Origin of the sequence: Variovorax sp. Root473 (assembly GCF_001426505.1) — a bacterium.
Classification (GTDB): Bacteria; Pseudomonadota; Gammaproteobacteria; order Burkholderiales; family Burkholderiaceae_C; genus Variovorax.
Genome location: NZ_LMEV01000014.1, coordinates 137045 through 153853, shown reverse-complemented (window position 1 = coordinate 153853; position 16809 = coordinate 137045). Strand labels below are relative to the sequence as shown.

Here is a 16809-nt window from a genome sequence, read left to right as displayed (position 1 = left end):
GGCTGCGATGGAACAGTTTCACGGCACCACCATCGTGAGCGTGCGCCGCAAGACCCCCCAAGGCGACCAGGTCGCCATCGGCGGGGACGGGCAGGTCACTCTCGGCAACATCGTCATCAAGGGCACGGCGCGCAAGGTGCGCCGGCTCTATCACGGCAAGGTCCTGGCGGGATTCGCCGGCGCCACCGCCGATGCCTTCACGCTCTTCGAGCGCTTCGAGGCCAAGCTCGAGAAGCACCAGGGCCACCTGACCCGCGCGGCGGTCGAGCTCACCAAGGACTGGCGCACCGACCGTGTGCTGCGCAAGCTCGAGGCCATGCTGGCCGTGGCCGACGCCACGACTTCGCTCATCATCACCGGCAATGGCGACGTGTTGGAGCCTGAAGACGGCGTGATCGCCATCGGTTCGGGCGGCGCGTACGCCCAGTCGGCGGCCAAGGCGCTGATCGACAACACCGACCTCACGGCCGAGCAGATCGTGCGCAAATCGCTGGCGATCGCCGGAGAAATCTGCATCTACACGAACATGAACCACACGGTGGAAGCGCTCTGACCATGTCCATGACCCCCCAGGAGATCGTCTCCGAGCTCGACAATCACATCGTCGGCCAGCCTGCCGCCAAGCGCGCCGTGGCCATTGCACTGCGCAACCGCTGGCGCCGCCAGAAGGTTGACGAGAAGCTGCGTCACGAGATCACACCGAAGAACATCCTCATGATCGGCCCGACGGGCGTCGGCAAGACCGAAATCGCCCGCCGCCTGGCCCGCCTGGCCGATGCGCCCTTCATCAAGGTCGAGGCCACCAAGTTCACCGAGGTGGGCTACGTGGGCAAGGACGTCGATTCGATCATTCGCGACCTCGCCGAGATCGCCGTCAAGCAGACGCGCGAATCCGAAAGTGTGAAGGTGCGTGCGCGCGCCGAAGACGCGGCCGAAGAGCGCATCCTCGACGCGCTGCTGCCGCCGGCGCGCGGCGCCGATGGCGCTGCGCCCGCGCTCGACAGCCCCAACCCGACGCGCCAGGCCTTCCGCAAGAAGCTGCGCGAGCACCAGCTCGACGACAAGGAGATCGAACTCGACCTCGCCGAGACCCGCGCGCCGCTCGAGATCATGGGCCCCGCCGGCATGGAGGAAATGACCGAGCAACTGCGCGGCATGTTCGGCCAGCTCGGCGGCGGCAAGCGCAAGACGCGCAAGCTCAAGATCGCCGAGGCGATGCGCCTTTTGATCGACGAAGAGGCCGCCAAGCTGGTCAACGAGGACGAGATCCGCACGCAGGCGATTGCCAACGCCGAGCAGAACGGCATCGTGTTCATCGACGAGATCGACAAGGTCGCCACGCGCAGCGAAGCGCAGGGCTCCGACGTCTCGCGCCAGGGCGTGCAGCGCGACCTGCTGCCGCTCGTGGAAGGCACGGCCGTGTCGACCAAGTACGGCGTGGTGCGCACCGACCACATGCTGTTCATCGCGAGCGGCGCGTTTCACCTGAGCAAGCCCAGCGACCTGATCCCTGAGCTGCAGGGTCGTTTTCCGATCCGCGTCGAGCTGCAATCGCTCTCGGTGTCGGACTTCGAGAGCATCCTCACGCAGACCCGCGCGTCGCTCGTGAAGCAGTACCAGGCGCTGCTGGCCACCGAAGGCGTGACGCTCGACTTTGCGCCCGACGGCATCACGCGGCTGGCGGCCATCGCCTTCGAGGTGAACGAGCGCACCGAGAACATCGGCGCACGCCGTCTCTCGACCGTGATGGAGCGCCTGCTCGATGAGGTAAGCTTCGACGCCACCCGCATCGAGGGCCAGACGATCCGTATCGATGCCGCTTATGTCGACGAGCGCCTTGCGGCACTAAGTCACGACGAAGACCTTTCGCGCTTCATCCTCTGAAGCCGCCTCCCTCGGCCCCTGTAACGGGGTCGTCCTTCACGCATCACTTTCACTGCGTGAGCTAAGTACTTCATTTTCAACACAATTCGCCGATTTCCAAGTTTGGAAATCGGCGCTAAGTCGTTGATTCCATTACAAAAAATACCCCCGGGCCCCAGTTGCGTCGCAAGTGTTTCCTGCTACAGTGGAAAAAAGTGCAGTTAAGTGGGAAAAAGTGCGGGCAACGCCCCTTTCGGGTGTTGCGGCACCTCCCACCACAGGGGTTTCGTGGTCGTGTTTCAAGGCGCTTCATCGCTCAGTCTGGATGCCAAGGGGCGGCTCTCCGTGCCGACCCGGCATCGCGACGTCCTGAGCGCCACGGCGGGCGGCCAGCTCACGATCACCAAGCATCCGCACGGATGCCTGATGGTGTTCCCCCGTCCCGAATGGGAAAAATTCCGCGAACGCATTGCTGCGCTGCCGATGTCGGCGCAGTGGTGGAAGCGCGTCTTCCTTGGTAACGCAATGGACGTCGAGATGGACGGCACCGGCCGCGTGCTGGTGTCGCCCGAGCTGCGCGCGGCCACCGGCATCAACCGCGAGACGCTGCTGCTGGGCATGGGCAACCACTTCGAACTCTGGGACAAGGCCACCTACGAGGCCAAGGAGGCCGAGGCCACCCAGGGCGAGATGCCGGATGTGTTTCAGGACTTCGCGTTCTGAGGAGCCCCGTGAACACCCCCCTGACCCACACGACCGTCTTGTTGAACGAGGCGGTGGAAGCCCTTCTTTCCGGCAGCGCGGCAGCCACGGGCACGTACGTGGACGCCACCTTCGGGCGCGGAGGGCATGCGCGCGCCATCCTCGCGCGGCTGGCGCCAGAAGGCAGGCTCATCGCATTCGACAAGGATGCAGAAGCAGTGGCCGAAGCAGCGCGCATCTCGGATGCGCGTTTTTCTATCCGCCACCAGGGATTCCGTTCGCTGGGCGAATTGCCCGACGCCAGCGTCAACGGCCTGCTGATGGACTTGGGCGTGAGTTCGCCGCAGATCGACAACCCGGTGCGCGGCTTCAGTTTTCGTTTCGACGGCCCGCTCGACATGCGCATGGACACCACGCGCGGCGAGAGCGTGGCCGAGTGGCTGGCAACGGCCGAACTTCAACAAATTGCAGAGGTGATCCGTGACTATGGCGAAGAACGGTTTGCTGTTCAGATTGCAAAGGCGATTGTTGCTCGCAGACAAGAACGGGGCGCAATTTCAACCACCACCGAACTGGCCGAGCTCGTGGCTGGCACGGTCAAAACCCGCGAGCAGGGCCAGAACCCTGCAACGCGCACATTTCAGGCTTTTCGGATTTTCATCAACGCCGAGCTTGAGGAGCTGCAACAAGCGCTAGAAGCCAGCCTGTCGGTGCTCGCGCCCGGCGGCCGGCTCGCGGTGATCAGCTTCCATTCGCTCGAAGACCGCATCGTCAAGCAGTTCATCGCGAAGCATTCGAAGGAGGTCTACGACCGCCGCGCGCCCTTCGCCGCACCCAAGGTGATGAAGCTGCACGCGCTCGAGCGCATCAAGCCGTCCGAGGACGAGGTGCGCGGCAATCCGCGCTCGCGCAGCGCCATCCTTCGGGTGGCCGAACGCACGGAGGCCGGGTAGCTCATGGCGCGGATCAACCTGCTCCTTCTGCTGGCCGTCATTGCGACGGCTTTGTACCTTGTGCACACCCAGTACCAGTCGCGCCAGCTCTACACCGAGTTCGATCGCGCACAGCAGGAGGCGCGCAAGCTCGAAACCGAGCATGATCGCCTGCAGGTGGAAAAGCGCGCGCAGGCCACGCCGCTGCGTGTGGAAAAGCTTGCCAAGGAACAGCTGCAGATGCGTACGGCCTCGCCGGCCATCACGCAGTACGTGCGGCCCGACGGCTCGGTGATCCCGGCCATCGCACCGCTGCCGCCCACCACGCCGCCCAAGCCCGGCGCCCCCACTGCGAGGCCCGCCCGATGAGCCGCGGCAACCGCAGCGTGCGCTACACCACCAGCCCCTTGCTCGCGAGCAAGACGCCGGTGTGGCGCAGCAAGTTCATCGTCGCCGGCATCGCCTTCGGCTTCTTCATGCTGGCGGGACGGGCCGCGTACGTGCAGGTCTTCAACAACAGCTTCTTCCAGCGCCAGGGCGAGGTGCGCTTTGCGCGCACGCTGGAGCTGCCGGCCAACCGCGGCCGCATCCTCGACCGCAACGGGCTCATCCTGGCGTCCAGCGTGGTGGCGCCCAGCATCTGGGCCATTCCTGAAGACGTGGAGCGCGACGACCCCGAGGTGCGCGCCAAGCTCAAGCAGGTTGCCAAGCTGCTCGGCATGTCGCAGAAGGACTTCGACAAGAAGCTCGAAGACGAAGACAAGACTTTCGTCTGGATCAAGCGCCAGGTCGACGAGCCCATCGCCAAGCAGATCGCGGCGCTCAACCTCAAGGGCATCTACCAGCGCAAGGAATACAAGCGCCAGTACCCCGAGGGCGAGGCGGCGGCGCACGTGGTGGGCTTCACCAACGTGGAAGACAACGGCCAGGAAGGCATCGAGCTCTCGTTCAACAAGGAACTGGCCGGCAAGGCCGGTTCGCGCCGTGTCATCAAGGACCGTCTGGGCCGCGTGGTGGAAGGGGTGGGCGAACAGGTGCCGCCGGTCGAGGGCCGCGACATCCAGCTCAGCATCGACAGCAAGGTGCAGTTCTTCGCCTACCAGAAGCTGCGCGACGCGGTCACGGCGCGCAAGGCCAAGGCCGGCAGCGTCGTCGTGCTCGACAGCACCACCGGCGAGGTGCTGGCGCTGGCCAACTATCCGAGCTACGTGCCCGACAAGCGCCAGAACCTCACCGGCGAGCAGCTGCGCAACCGCGCGCTCACCGATACCTTCGAGCCCGGCTCGACCATGAAGCCCATCACCGTGGCGATGGCGCTGGAGGCCGGCCGCGTGAAGCCCTCGACCATCATCGACACCGCGCCCGGGCGCTACCAGCTGGGCGGCTTCACCATCAGCGACACCCACAACTACGGGGCGCTGACGGTCGAGGGCGTGATCCAGAAATCGAGCAACGTGGGCGCGCTCAAGATCGCCCAGAAGATGACGCCCCACGAGATGTGGGACACCTACACCGCGCTCGGCTACGGCCAGAAGCCGCAGATCCAGTTTCCCGGTGCCGTGACGGGCCGGCTGCGCCCATGGAAGACCTGGAAGCCGGTCGAGCAGGCCACCATGGCCTACGGCTACGGCCTGTCGGCCTCGCTGTTCCAGATGGCGCACTCGTACACCTCGTTTGCGCACGATGGTTCCATCATTCCGGTCACCATCCTGAAGAACACCGAGCCGCCCGTCGGGGTGCGCGTGTTCTCGCCGTCCAATGCGCTCGCGGTGCGCAAGATGCTGCAGATGGCCGCCGGCCCGGGCGGCACCGGCACGCGCGCGCAAACGGTGGGCTACTCGGTCGGCGGCAAGTCGGGCACGGCGCACAAGCAGGTCGGCAAGGGCTACGCCAGCAACAAGTACCGCGCGTGGTTCACCGGCATGGCGCCCATCGAGAAGCCGCGCATCATCGTCGCGGTGATGATCGATGAACCGACCGACGGCCAGTATTTCGGCGGCCTCGCGGCGGCGCCGGTCTTCAGCGAAGTCGTGCAGCAAACACTGCGCATGATGAACGTCGCGCCCGATCTGGCGGTCAAACCCCTCGTGCTGACGCAAGACGTCCCCGAGAGCTTCTGACATGCTGACATTGACTTCCCCCACCACCGCCGCGTTCTGGCTGAAAGAACGCGTGCAGGGTGTGCTGCACGCCGACAGCCGCGCGGTCGGCCCGGGCGATGCCTTCATCGCCTGGCCCGGCGCCGCGACCGACGGCCGCCAGCACGTGGCGGCCGCGCTGGCGCAGGGTGCCGTGGCGTGCCTCGTCGAGCACGAGGGCGTGGACGCGTTCGGCTTCGACGGCGATGAACGCATCGTGAGCTACCCCGGCCTGAAGGCCGCCACCGGCCCGATCGCCGCCGCCTTCTACGACAACCCCTCGGCGCAGCTCGACGTGCTGGCCGTGACCGGCACCAACGGCAAGACCTCCACCGCGTGGTGGCTGGCCGAGTCGCTGTCCACGCTGCGCGCGGCCGGTGGCGTGCGCGCCATGCGCCCGGACGGCACCACCGAGCGCGGCGCCCCGTCGCCCTGCGCCGTGGTGGGTACCCTGGGTATCGGCGTGCCGCCCGACCTCACCTACACCGGCCTGACCACGCCCGACCCCGTGATGCTGCAGCGCGCGCTGCGCGGCTTCGTCACCGAGGGCTTCGGCGCCTGCGCCATCGAGGCCTCGTCGATCGGCATCGCCGAGCGCCGCCTCGACGGCAGCCGCATCGCGGTCGCCGTGTTCACCAACTTCACGCAGGACCACCTCGACTACCACGGCAGCATGGACGCCTACTGGCAGGCCAAGGCCGAGCTGTTCCGCTGGCCCGGCCTGCGCGCCGCGGTGATCAACATCGACGACGTGCGCGGCGCCAGCCTGTGCGCCAACCTCGTCGACGCCGGCATCGGCGCGCTCGACGTCTGGACCGTCTCGGCCGCCGGCAAGCCCGCGCGGCTCGTGGCACGCGACATCGGCTACGACGCCCAGGGCCTGCAGTTCACCGTGGCCGAGCACGGCAGCACGGCGCCGGCCGAACGGCTCGCGACCGGGCTCATCGGCCAGTACAACGTGGCCAACCTGCTCGGCGTGCTCGGCACGCTGCGCGCGCTGGGCCTGACGCTCGCGCAGGCCGTGGCCGCCTGCGCCCACCTCAGCAGCGTGCCGGGCCGCATGGACCGCGTGCAGCCCACCGAGGGCGCACCGCTGGCCGTGGTCGACTACGCCCACACGCCCGACGCCCTCGACAAGGCCCTCGCCGGCCTGCGTCCGCTCGCCAAACAGCGCGGCGGCGCGCTGTGGTGCGTGTTCGGCTGTGGCGGCAACCGCGACCCGATCAAGCGCCCCCTGATGGCCGCCGTCGCCGAGCGGCAGGCCGACCATGTCGTGGTCACCAGCGACAACCCGCGCAACGAGAACCCCGACGCCATCATCAGCCAGGCATTGCGCGGCTTCACGCGCGCCGAGGCGGCCCGCGTGCAGGCCGACCGTGCACGCGCCATTGCCGAAACCATCGCCGAGGCGGCCCCGCAAGATGTGGTGCTGATCGCCGGCAAGGGCCACGAAGAGTGGCAGGAGATCGCAGGCCAGCGCCTGCCGTTCTCCGACAAGACCCACGCGCTCGACGCGCTCGCGAAGCGGGGTGCCGCATGACCGCCATGACCACGCCCGTCTCGACGCCGCTCAACCTCACGCTGGCCCAGGCGCAGCAATGGGTGCCGGGTTCGCGCATCGTGGGCGATCCCGCCACCGTCATTGCGCGCGTCCACACCGACACCCGTACCCTGGCCGCCGGCGACCTGTTCGTCGCGCTCAAGGGCGAACGCTTCGACGCGAACGACTTCCTGGCCGACGCGAAGAAGCAGGGCGCCGTGGCCGCCATCGCGCACGGCGGCCTCGAAGCCGCGGGCCTTGCCGGCCTCGAGGTGCCCGATTCGCTCGTCGCGCTCGGTGCGCTCAGCGCCGGGTGGCGCGCACAGTTCAGCCTGCCGCTCATCGCCGTCACCGGCAGCAACGGCAAGACCACGGTCACGCAGATGATCGCGGCCGTGCTCGCCGCCTTCCGCGCCGACCGCGCGCTGGCCACGGCCGGCAACTTCAACAACGAGATCGGCGTGCCGCTCACGCTGCTGCGACTGCGTGCGCAGCACCAGTTGGCGGTGCTCGAACTGGGCATGAACCACCCGGGCGAGATCGCGCGGCTGGCCGCCATGTCGCGCCCGACCATCGCGCTGGTCAACAACGCGCAGCGCGAGCACCAGGAGTTCATGGCCAGCGTCGAGGCGGTCGCCATCGAGAACGCCGCCGTGTTTGCCGAACTGCCCGACGACGGCACGGCCGTGTTCCCGTACGGCGACACGTTCACTTCGCTGTGGACCGACATCGCACGCCAGACCGGCTCGCGCCGCTGTCTCACGTTCGGCGAGCATGCCGACGCCGACATCTCGCTCGACAGCGCGCAGTGGCAGCAAGGCGCCTGGCGCGTTCGCGTGCGCACGCCGCTGGGTGCCTTCGATGCGCGCCTGCACATCGCGGGCCGCCATAACGTGGGCAACGCGCTCGCCGCCACCGCCTGCGCGCTGGCGGCCGGCGTGTCGCTCGACACCATCGCCGCGGGCCTGTCGGCCTTCGAGCCGGTCAAGGGCCGTTCGCGCGCCAGCGAGGTCGTGCTGCCCGGCGGGCACGCGCTCACGCTGGTCGACGACAGCTACAACGCCAACCCCGATTCCGTGATTGCCGCCATCGACGTGCTCACCGGCCTGCCCGCCCCGCGCCTGCTGGTGCTCGGCGAAATGGGCGAGGTCGGCGACCGCTCGCCCGAATTCCACGCCGAGGTCGGCGCCTGGGCACGCGAGCGCGGCCTCGACGCCGTCTACACGCTGGGCGGCGAGACCGTGCATGCGGCAACGGCTTTCAACAACAACGATGGTGTCGATGGACGCCATTTCGACGATTTCGACACGCTCCGCGCGGCCGTGCTCGCCCGCCTGCCGCAGCTGGGCAGCGTGCTGGTCAAGGGTTCGCGCTTCATGAAGATGGAACGCGTGGTGCAGGCGATCGAGGCACAACAACAAAAGGAGGCCGGTCATGACGCATGAGCCGCGCAACACACCATGCTGATGTCCCTGGCCCAATGGTTGCAGACGCTGTCGCCCGAGTTCGGGTTCCTGCGCGTTTTCAATTACCTCACGTTCCGCGCGCTCATGGCCGCGCTGACCGCGCTCGTGGTCGGCCTGGCCGCCGGCCCGTACGTCATCCGCCGGCTGGCCGCGCTCAAGATCGGCCAGCCGATCCGCGGCTACGGCATGGAAACGCACCTGACCAAGAGCGGCACGCCCACCATGGGCGGCGTGCTCGTGCTGTTCGCGATTGCGTTGGCCACCTTGCTGTGGTTCGACCTGTCGAACCGCTTCGTGTGGATCGTGCTGTGGGTCACGATGGGCTTCGGCGCCATCGGCTGGGTGGACGACTGGCGCAAGGTGGTGCGCAAGGACCCCGAAGGCATGCGCTCGCGCGAGAAGTATTTCTGGCAATCGGTGGTCGGCCTGCTCGCGGGCTTCTACCTGCTGTTCAGTATTTCCGAGAGCTCCAACTGGCGCGTGCTCGAGCTGTTCTTCGCCTGGGTGCGCTCGGGCTTCGACCTCGACTTTCCGCCCAAGATCAACCTGCTCGTGCCGTTTTTCAAGGAAGTCAGCTACCCGCTGGGCGGCATCGGCTTCGTGATCCTCACGTACCTCGTGATCGTGGGTGCGAGCAACGCCGTCAACCTGACCGACGGCCTCGATGGCCTGGCGATCATGCCGGTCGTGATGGTGGGCTCGGCGCTGGGCGTGTTCGCCTATGTCACGGGCAGCGCGGTGTTTTCCAAGTACCTGCTGTTCCCCTCCATCCCGGGCTCCGGCGAGCTGCTGGTGTTCTGCTCGGCCATGGCCGGCGCGGGGCTCGCGTTCCTCTGGTTCAACACCCATCCGGCGCAGGTCTTCATGGGCGACGTGGGCGCGCTCGCGCTGGGCGGCGCGCTGGGCACCATCGCCGTCATCGTGCGCCAGGAGATCGTGTTCTTCATCATGGGCGGCATCTTCGTGGTCGAGGCGATCTCGGTGATGGCGCAGGTGATGTATTTCAAGTACACGAAGAAGCGCTATGGCGAAGGCCGCCGCGTGCTCAAGATGGCGCCGCTGCACCACCACTTCGAGAAGAGCGGGTGGCGCGAGACGCAAGTCGTCGTGCGCTTCTGGATCATCACGATGCTGCTGTGCCTCATCGGCCTGTCGACGCTGAAGCTGCGGTAACGGAACCATGCGGCACCTGAAAGACCTCCCCGTCCTCATCCTCGGCCTCGGCGCGTCCGGGCTGGCGATGGCGCGTTGGTGCGTGCGCCACGGCGCAGCCGTGACCGTGGCCGACACACGCGAGGCGCCCGCGTCGCTCGCGACGCTGCAGGCCGAGCTGCCCGACACCACCTTCATCGGCGGGCCGTTCACGGCCGCGCTGGTCGAAGGCACGCCGATCCGTGCCGTCTACCGCTCGCCGGGCCTGTCGCCCGCGACGCTGGCGCCGGTCGTCGATGCCGCCAAGGCCGTGGGCCTCGTGGTCGGCGGCGAGTTGGACCTGTTCGCGCGCGCGCTGCTCGACCTGCGCACGGTCGAGGTGCCGGTGGTGGAGGCCGAGGCTGAAGCGCCGGTCGAAACCACCGTGGTCGAGCCTGTCGCTGAAACGCCGGCCCAGGCCGAGTTGGCCCTGGACGAAGCGCCCGCGGCCATCGATGTGCCGGAAGTGACCGAGCCCGAGACGGCGGCGGATGCCGAAGTCGAAGCCGAAACCGCCGCCCCTGCTGAAACCGGTGAAGCGACGCAAGCTGCTGCGCCTGCGCACGCCGTGGACTCCGAGCCAGCTGCCGACACGGCGCAGCCCGTCGACACGGCTGACCCACAAACCGAATCCACTGCGCCCGCCGAACTGACCGAAGCTGGTGAAGCCACACCGCTCGCCATGGCCGAAGCCATGCCGCGCGACGCGTCGCTGAGCGTGCCGGTGGCGCCGCCCGCTGAGGACGCATCCGACGCATCGCCCGAACCCGCGTCCGCTGCCAGCCTCTCCCGGCTCCCGCCCCCCGGCAAGCCCTACGTGCCCACCGCGGCACGCGAGGCTGCTGCGTTCGTCGCCACGATTGCCGAACTGTCCGCCACCAACCCGGCGTCGGCCGCGGTCGAGGAAGAGGCCGCGCCTCAGATGGTGCTCGTGCCCGAGCCGGAACCCGAAGCACCCAAGGGCTACACGCCTGCCGTGCTCGCGGTCACCGGCACCAACGGCAAGACCACCGTCACCTCGCTCACCGGCCAGCTGGTCGAGCGCGCGGGCAAGACCGTGGCCGTGGCCGGCAACATCGGCCCCACGCTGCTCGACACGCTGGCCGCCCACATCGACGCCGACACCCTGCCCGATGTGTGGGTGCTCGAACTCTCGAGCTTCCAGCTCGATGGCGTGCAGGGTTTCGAGCCCACGGCCGCGACCGTGCTCAACCTCACGCAGGATCACCTCGACTGGCATGGCGACATGCCGGCCTACGCGGCAGCGAAGGCGCGCATTTTCGGCGCCAAGGGCCTGATGATCCTGAACCGCGACGACGCCGGCGTGATGGCCATGCTGCCACCGCCCGTTCGCGTGAAGCTGCAGCGTCCGCAGATCCGCACCCACGTCACCTTCGGCGGCGCGATGCCGCTGCGCCCGGGCGACTACGGCATCGAGCGCATCAACGGCGTGGCCTGGCTGGTGCGCGCGCTGGAAGCCGATGAGACGCAGAAGCGCAAGCGCGGCGCGGTGGTGGAAGAAGAGCTCTTCTTCCAGCGGCTCATGCCCGCCGACGCGCTGCGCATCCGCGGCCGTCACAACGCCATGAACGCGCTGGCCGCGCTCGCGCTCGCCAGTGCCGCCGACTGCCCGCTGGGCCCGATGCTCTACGGCTTGCGCGAGTACCGCGGCGAGCCCCACCGCGTCGAGCCCATCGCCATCGTGGACGAGGTCGAGTTCTTCGACGACAGCAAGGGCACCAACGTCGGCGCCACCGTGGCCGCACTGAGCGGTCTCGGCGAGGAGCGCCGCGTGGTCGTGATCCTCGGCGGCGAAGGCAAGGGCCAGGACTTCGAGCCGCTGGCCGACCCCGTGCGCCAGTACGCGCGCGCCGTCGTGCTCATCGGCCGCGACGCCCCGCTGATCGAGGCCGCACTGGCTTCCACGGGTGTCTCGCTGAAGCACGCGGGCTCGATGGAAGAGGCCGTGAAGCTCGCCGCCGCGCGCGCCCACCCCGGCGATGCCGTGCTGCTGTCACCGGCCTGTGCGAGCTTCGACATGTTCAAGGACTATGCGCACCGCGCCGAGGTGTTCTGCGAGGCCGTGGAGGCTTATGCCGACAGCCCGCGCGAGGCCGTGGGTGGCGACGACGCGGTGGTGTCGTACGCCCCGCAAGCCTCGCTGTCCACCGCTGGATCGATGGAGGATCCGATTTGAACTCCGCAGCCGCAGGCCAGGAAACCAGCACCGGCAGCCGTTTCGGCGGCTGGTTCCGGCGCGCCCGCAGCGGCATGGATTCGCTGCCCGTGCACCTGCCCGTGCGGCTGGGCGGCGCCGGCATTGCGCAGACCAAGGCCACGCCGATGCGCGTGCTGGGCTTCGACCAGGCGTTGGTCTGGGTCACGGTCGCGCTGCTGACCTGGGGCCTGATCATGGTGTATTCGGCCTCGATCGCGCTGCCCGACAACCCGCGCTTCGCACGCGCCGGCTACGGTCCGTCGTTCTTCCTCACGCGGCACGCGGCCTCGTTGGTCATCGCTTTCATCGCCGCGCTGCTGACCTTCCAGATTCCGATGAAGACCTGGGAGCGCGCGGCACCCTGGCTCTTCGTGGCGTCGTTGTTGCTGCTGGTGGCGGTGCTCATTCCGCACATCGGCATCAACGTGAACGGCGCGCGCCGCTGGCTGCCGATGGGCTTCATGCGTTTCCAGCCGTCGGAGCTGGCCAAGTTCGCGATGGTGCTCTACGCCGCCAGCTACATGGTGCGCAAGATGGAGATCAAGGAACGCTTCTTCCGCGCCGTGCTGCCCATGGGCATCGCCGTGGTGGTGGTCGGCATGCTGGTGATGGCCGAGCCTGACATGGGCGCCTTCATGGTGATCGCCGTGATTGCCATGGGCATCCTGTTCCTGGGCGGCGTGAACGCCCGCATGTTCTTCGTGATCGCGACGCTGGTGGTGGTGGCCTTCGGCTCCATCGTGGCGAGCAGCCCGTGGCGCCGCGAGCGCATCTTTGCGTACCTCGACCCGTGGAGTGAAGAGCACGCGCTGGGCAAGGGTTACCAGCTGTCGCACTCGCTGATCGCCATCGGGCGCGGCGAAATTTTTGGCGTGGGCCTGGGCGGCAGCGTCGAGAAGCTGCACTGGCTGCCCGAGGCGCACACCGACTTTTTGCTCGCGGTGATCGGCGAAGAGTTCGGCCTCATCGGCGTGCTGCTGATCATCGGCATGTTCCTCTGGCTCACGCGCCGCATCATGCACATCGGCCGTCAGGCGATCGCACTCGACCGCGTGTTCTCGGGCCTCGTGGCGCAGGGCGTGGGCGTGTGGATGGGCTTCCAGGCCTTCATCAACATGGGCGTGAACCTCGGCGCGCTGCCGACCAAGGGCCTGACCTTGCCGCTGATGAGCTTCGGCGGCTCGGCGATCCTGATGAACCTCGTGGCGCTCGCCGTCGTGCTGCGCATCGACTATGAGAACCGTGTGCTGATGCGGGGAGGCCGCGTATGACGCGCACTGCGCTGGTCATGGCAGGCGGCACGGGTGGCCACATCTTCCCGGGCCTGGCCGTGGCCGAGGCCCTGCGCGAGCGCGGCTGGCGCGTGCACTGGCTGGGCGCGCCCGGCAGCATGGAAGAAAAACTCGTGCCCCCGCGCGGCTTCGCCTTCGAGCCGGTGCAGTTCGGCGGCGTACGCGGCAAGGGCCCGCTCACGCTGTTCCTGCTGCCGTTGAAGCTGTTGCGTGCCTTCTGGCAGAGCTTTCGCGTGGTGCGTCGGGTCAAGCCCGACGTGCTGGTGGGCCTGGGCGGCTACATCACTTTTCCTGGCGGAATGATGGGCGTACTGCTCAACAAGCCACTCGTGCTGCACGAGCAGAACTCGGTCGCGGGCCTCGCCAACAAGGTGCTGGCCGGTGTGGCCGACCGTGTGTTCACGGCTTTCCCGAACGTGCTGAAGAAGGCGCAGTGGGTGGGCAATCCGCTGCGCGCCGCGTTCACTTCGCAACCTGCGCCGGCCGAACGCTTCGCGGGCCGCAGTGGTCCGCTGAAGCTGCTCGTCGTGGGCGGTAGCCTCGGCGCAAAGGCACTGAATGCCGTGGTGCCGAAAGCGCTGGCGCGCATCGCACCGAACGCCCGCCCGCAGGTGCTGCACCAGAGCGGCGCCAAGCAGATCGACGAGTTGCGCGCCAACTACGCGGCAGCCGGCGTCGACGGCGAACTCACGCCCTTCATCGACGACACCGCGCAGGCGTACGCCGAAGCCGACCTCATCGTGGCGCGCGCCGGCGCCAGCACCGTCACCGAAATCGCGGCCGTCGGCGCAGCAGCGCTCTTCGTGCCTTTCCCCTCGGCGGTCGACGACCACCAGACCACCAACGCGCGCTTCCTCGTGGACGCGGGCGGCGGCTGGCTGGTGCAACAGACCGACCTCACTCCTGAATTGCTGGCTGATTTGCTACAGAAAACCGAGCGCACCGCGCTGATCGACAAGGCCACCAAGGCCAAGACCCTGCAGAAGACCGAGGCAGTGGACGCGGTCGTCCGCGCCTGCGAGGAGCTTGCGAAATGAAGCACGCGATCCGTCACATCCACTTCGTCGGCGTCGGTGGCTCGGGCATGAGCGGCATTGCCGAGGTGCTGCTGAACCTGGGCTACAGGATCACCGGCTCCGATCTGTCGGACAGCGCCACGCTGCGCCGCCTCGCGGGCCTGGGCATCGGCACCTTCGTGGGCCACGCCGCGGCGCACATCGACGGAGCCGATGCGGTCGTCACGTCCACCGCCGTGCAGTCGGACAACCCCGAGGTGCTGGCCGCGCGCGAGAAGCGCATCCCGGTCGTGCCGCGCGCGCTGATGCTCGCAGAGCTGATGCGCCTGAAGCAGGGCATCGCCATCGCCGGCACGCACGGCAAGACCACGACCACCAGCCTGGTGGCGAGCGTGCTCGAAGCCGCGGGGCTCGATCCGACCTTCGTGATCGGCGGGCGCCTGAACAGCGCGGGCGCCAATGCGCAATTGGGCAGCGGCGACTACATCGTGGTCGAGGCCGACGAGTCGGATGCCTCGTTCCTGAACCTGCTGCCGGTGATGGCGGTGGTCACGAACATCGACGCCGACCACATGGAAACCTACGGGCACGACTTCGCGAAGCTGAAGAAAGCCTTCGTCGATTTCCTGCACCGCATGCCGTTCTACGGCGTGGCCATCCTGTGCACCGACGATCCGGCGGTGCGCGAGATCGTGGCCGACGTGACCTGCCCGGTCACCAGCTACGGCTTCGGCGAAGACGCCCAGGTGCGCGCCATCGACGTGCGCGCCGTCGGCGGCCAGATGCATTTCACCGCGCAGCGCCGCAACGGCGTGACGCTGCCCGACCTGCCCATCGTGCTGAACCTGCCGGGCGAGCACAACGTGCGCAACGCGCTGTCGGTGATCGCCGTGGCGGTCGAGCTCGGCATTCCAGACGAGGCCGTGCAGCGCGGCCTCGCAGGCTTCAAGGGCGTGGGGCGCCGCTTCCAGAGCTACGGCGACGTGGCCGTGCCGAACGACACGGCCGGCGGCCGCTTCACCGTCATCGACGACTACGGCCACCACCCCGTCGAGATGGCGGCCACCATTTCCGCCGCGCGCGGGGCCTTCCCGGGCCGCCGGCTGGTGCTGGCCTTCCAGCCGCACCGCTACACCCGCACGCGCGACTGCTTCGAAGACTTCGTGAAGGTCATTGGCACGGCCGACGCGGTGCTGCTGGGCGAGGTCTATGCCGCGGGCGAAGCGCCCATCGTGGCCGCCGATGGCCGGTCGCTGGCGCGCGCGCTGCGCGTGGCCGGCAAGGTCGAGCCGGTGTTCGTGGACGACATCGCCGCGTTGCCGCAGACGATCCTGGACAACGCCCGCGCGGGCGACGTGGTGCTGTGCATGGGCGCAGGCTCCATCGGCGCGGTGCCGGGCAAGGTGGTCGAACTCGGCATGCCGCCCGCACCCTCATCAACAACTTCAGAGCGCGCTGTGCGCAAGGGGAGGGCCGCGTGAGCCTTCAGGAACCACAACTGTTCGGCAAGGTGGCCGTGCTGTTCGGCGGCAGTTCCGCGGAACGCGAGGTGTCGCTGATGTCCGGCGCCGGCGTGCTGCAGGCCCTGCGTTCGCGCGGTGTCGACGCGCATGCCTTCGACCCGTCGGAGCGCGAGCTGACCGACCTGAGGCGCGAAGGCTTCGCGCGCTGTTTCGTCGCGCTGCATGGCCGCCACGGCGAAGACGGCACCGTGCAGGGCGCGCTCGAGCTGCTCGGCATTCCCTACACCGGTTCGGGCGTGATGGCCTCGAGCGTGGCGATGGACAAGGTCATGACCAAGCGCATCTGGCAGGCCGACAGCCTGCCCACGCCCAAGTACGTGCGCCTGGCCTTCGACCAGCAAAGCCGCGAGCAGATCATGGTGGTGCCCGACGTGCTCGGCCTGCCACTGATCGTGAAGCCGCCGCGCGAGGGCTCGTCCATCGGCGTGACCAAGGTCGAGGGCTACTCGCAGATGCAGGATGCCGTGGCGTTGTCGGCCAAGTTCGATGCCGACGTGCTGTGCGAAGAATTCATCGAGGGCGAGGAAGTGACCTGCGCCGTGCTCGGCCAGGGCCTCGATGCGCGCGCGCTGCCGGTGGTGCGCATCGCCGCGCCCGAAGGTGCTTACGACTATCAGAACAAGTACTTCACCGACGACGTGAAGTACCAGTGCCCGAGCGGCCTGCCCGAGGCGGAGGAACGCGAGATCCAGCGCATCACGCTGGCCGCGTACCACACGCTCGGCTGCCGCGGCTGGGGCCGCGCCGACGTGATGATCCGCGCCAGCGATCGCAAGCCCTTCCTGCTCGAGATGAACACCTCGCCCGGCATGACCAGCCATTCGCTGGTGCCGATGTCGGCGCGCGCGGCGGGCATTCCCTACGAAGAGCTGTGCGTGCGCGTGCTGGCTTCGGCCGCGCTCGATGCCAGGGGAGGCGCGAACTAAGC

The 16809-nt window shown here is 68.2% G+C and carries 14 protein-coding genes; all 14 read left to right on the top strand.

Features of this window, described 5'->3' with window-relative positions; genetic code table 11:
• Nucleotides 1-7 precede the first annotated feature (7 nt).
• Nucleotides 8-553, top strand: coding sequence for an ATP-dependent protease subunit HslV (gene hslV / locus ASD34_RS08615; RefSeq protein WP_026283873.1), 546 nt, complete (start codon nucleotides 8-10; stop codon nucleotides 551-553).
• 2 nt (nucleotides 554-555) lie between these two features.
• Nucleotides 556-1884, top strand: coding sequence for an ATP-dependent protease ATPase subunit HslU (gene hslU, locus ASD34_RS08610; protein ID WP_056575717.1), 1329 nt, complete (start codon nucleotides 556-558; stop codon nucleotides 1882-1884).
• A 273-nt stretch (nucleotides 1885-2157) separates the two neighbouring features.
• The gene (gene mraZ / locus ASD34_RS08605) at nucleotides 2158-2586 is read left to right on the top strand and encodes a division/cell wall cluster transcriptional repressor MraZ (RefSeq protein ID WP_056576192.1); all 429 of its coding nucleotides are present in this window, start codon (nucleotides 2158-2160) and stop codon (nucleotides 2584-2586) included.
• An 8-nt stretch (nucleotides 2587-2594) separates the two neighbouring features.
• Nucleotides 2595-3518: a 16S rRNA (cytosine(1402)-N(4))-methyltransferase RsmH gene (gene rsmH, locus ASD34_RS08600; RefSeq protein ID WP_056575713.1), complete on the top strand. Its 924-nt coding sequence runs from the start codon at nucleotides 2595-2597 to the stop codon at nucleotides 3516-3518.
• A gap of 3 nt (nucleotides 3519-3521) precedes the next feature.
• Nucleotides 3522-3866, top strand: a complete 345-nt coding sequence (gene ftsL / locus ASD34_RS08595) for a cell division protein FtsL (protein ID WP_056575710.1) — start codon at nucleotides 3522-3524, stop codon at nucleotides 3864-3866.
• Entirely contained in the window at nucleotides 3863-5617 is a 1755-nt protein-coding gene (locus tag ASD34_RS08590; RefSeq protein WP_056575708.1) for a peptidoglycan D,D-transpeptidase FtsI family protein, read from the top strand. The genes ftsL and ASD34_RS08590 overlap by 4 nt, the downstream gene beginning before the upstream one ends.
• Before the next feature lies 1 nt (nucleotide 5618).
• Nucleotides 5619-7175, top strand: coding sequence for a UDP-N-acetylmuramoyl-L-alanyl-D-glutamate--2,6-diaminopimelate ligase (locus tag ASD34_RS08585; RefSeq protein WP_056575705.1), 1557 nt, complete (start codon nucleotides 5619-5621; stop codon nucleotides 7173-7175).
• Nucleotides 7176-7180: 5 nt separating this feature from the next.
• Nucleotides 7181-8620 carry a UDP-N-acetylmuramoyl-tripeptide--D-alanyl-D-alanine ligase gene (locus ASD34_RS08580; protein WP_056576190.1) on the top strand — a complete coding sequence of 480 codons (1440 nt, stop codon included), beginning with the start codon at nucleotides 7181-7183 and terminating at the stop codon, nucleotides 8618-8620.
• A 15-nt stretch (nucleotides 8621-8635) separates the two neighbouring features.
• Nucleotides 8636-9814, top strand: coding sequence for a phospho-N-acetylmuramoyl-pentapeptide-transferase (gene mraY, locus ASD34_RS08575; RefSeq protein ID WP_056575702.1), 1179 nt, complete (start codon nucleotides 8636-8638; stop codon nucleotides 9812-9814).
• A gap of 7 nt (nucleotides 9815-9821) precedes the next feature.
• On the top strand, nucleotides 9822-12029 hold the full coding sequence (gene murD / locus ASD34_RS08570; RefSeq protein WP_082548554.1) for a UDP-N-acetylmuramoyl-L-alanine--D-glutamate ligase: 2208 nt from the start codon (nucleotides 9822-9824) through the stop codon (nucleotides 12027-12029).
• Nucleotides 12026-13321, top strand: a complete 1296-nt coding sequence (gene ftsW / locus ASD34_RS08565; protein WP_056575698.1) for a putative lipid II flippase FtsW — start codon at nucleotides 12026-12028, stop codon at nucleotides 13319-13321. The genes murD and ftsW overlap by 4 nt, the downstream gene beginning before the upstream one ends.
• Nucleotides 13318-14379, top strand: a complete 1062-nt coding sequence (murG, locus tag ASD34_RS08560; protein WP_056575696.1) for an undecaprenyldiphospho-muramoylpentapeptide beta-N-acetylglucosaminyltransferase — start codon at nucleotides 13318-13320, stop codon at nucleotides 14377-14379. Before ftsW ends, murG begins: the two co-directional genes overlap by 4 nt.
• Nucleotides 14376-15839: a UDP-N-acetylmuramate--L-alanine ligase gene (murC, locus tag ASD34_RS08555; RefSeq protein WP_056575693.1), complete on the top strand. Its 1464-nt coding sequence runs from the start codon at nucleotides 14376-14378 to the stop codon at nucleotides 15837-15839. Before murG ends, murC begins: the two co-directional genes overlap by 4 nt.
• A complete protein-coding gene (locus ASD34_RS08550; RefSeq protein WP_056575690.1) occupies nucleotides 15836-16807 on the top strand; it encodes a D-alanine--D-alanine ligase in 972 nt (323 codons plus the stop codon). Before murC ends, ASD34_RS08550 begins: the two co-directional genes overlap by 4 nt.
• Nucleotides 16808-16809: the final 2 nt, after the last annotated feature.

Bases quoted from the DNA above. Each gene is read 5' to 3' on its own strand.
- hslV (WP_026283873.1), top strand. From the start codon at position 8: ATGGAACAGTTTCACGGCACCACCATCGTGAGCGTGCGCCGCAAGACC.
- murC (WP_056575693.1), top strand. From the start codon at position 14,376: ATGAAGCACGCGATCCGTCACATCCACTTCGTCGGCGTCGGTGGCTCG.
- ASD34_RS08580 (WP_056576190.1), top strand. From the start codon at position 7,181: ATGACCACGCCCGTCTCGACGCCGCTCAACCTCACGCTGGCCCAGGCG.
- ftsL (WP_056575710.1), top strand. From the start codon at position 3,522: ATGGCGCGGATCAACCTGCTCCTTCTGCTGGCCGTCATTGCGACGGCT.
- hslU (WP_056575717.1), top strand. From the start codon at position 556: ATGTCCATGACCCCCCAGGAGATCGTCTCCGAGCTCGACAATCACATC.
- murG (WP_056575696.1), top strand. From the start codon at position 13,318: ATGACGCGCACTGCGCTGGTCATGGCAGGCGGCACGGGTGGCCACATC.
- murD (WP_082548554.1), top strand. From the start codon at position 9,822: ATGCGGCACCTGAAAGACCTCCCCGTCCTCATCCTCGGCCTCGGCGCG.
- ASD34_RS08590 (WP_056575708.1), top strand. From the start codon at position 3,863: ATGAGCCGCGGCAACCGCAGCGTGCGCTACACCACCAGCCCCTTGCTC.
- ASD34_RS08585 (WP_056575705.1), top strand. From the start codon at position 5,619: ATGCTGACATTGACTTCCCCCACCACCGCCGCGTTCTGGCTGAAAGAA.
- mraY (WP_056575702.1), top strand. From the start codon at position 8,636: ATGCTGATGTCCCTGGCCCAATGGTTGCAGACGCTGTCGCCCGAGTTC.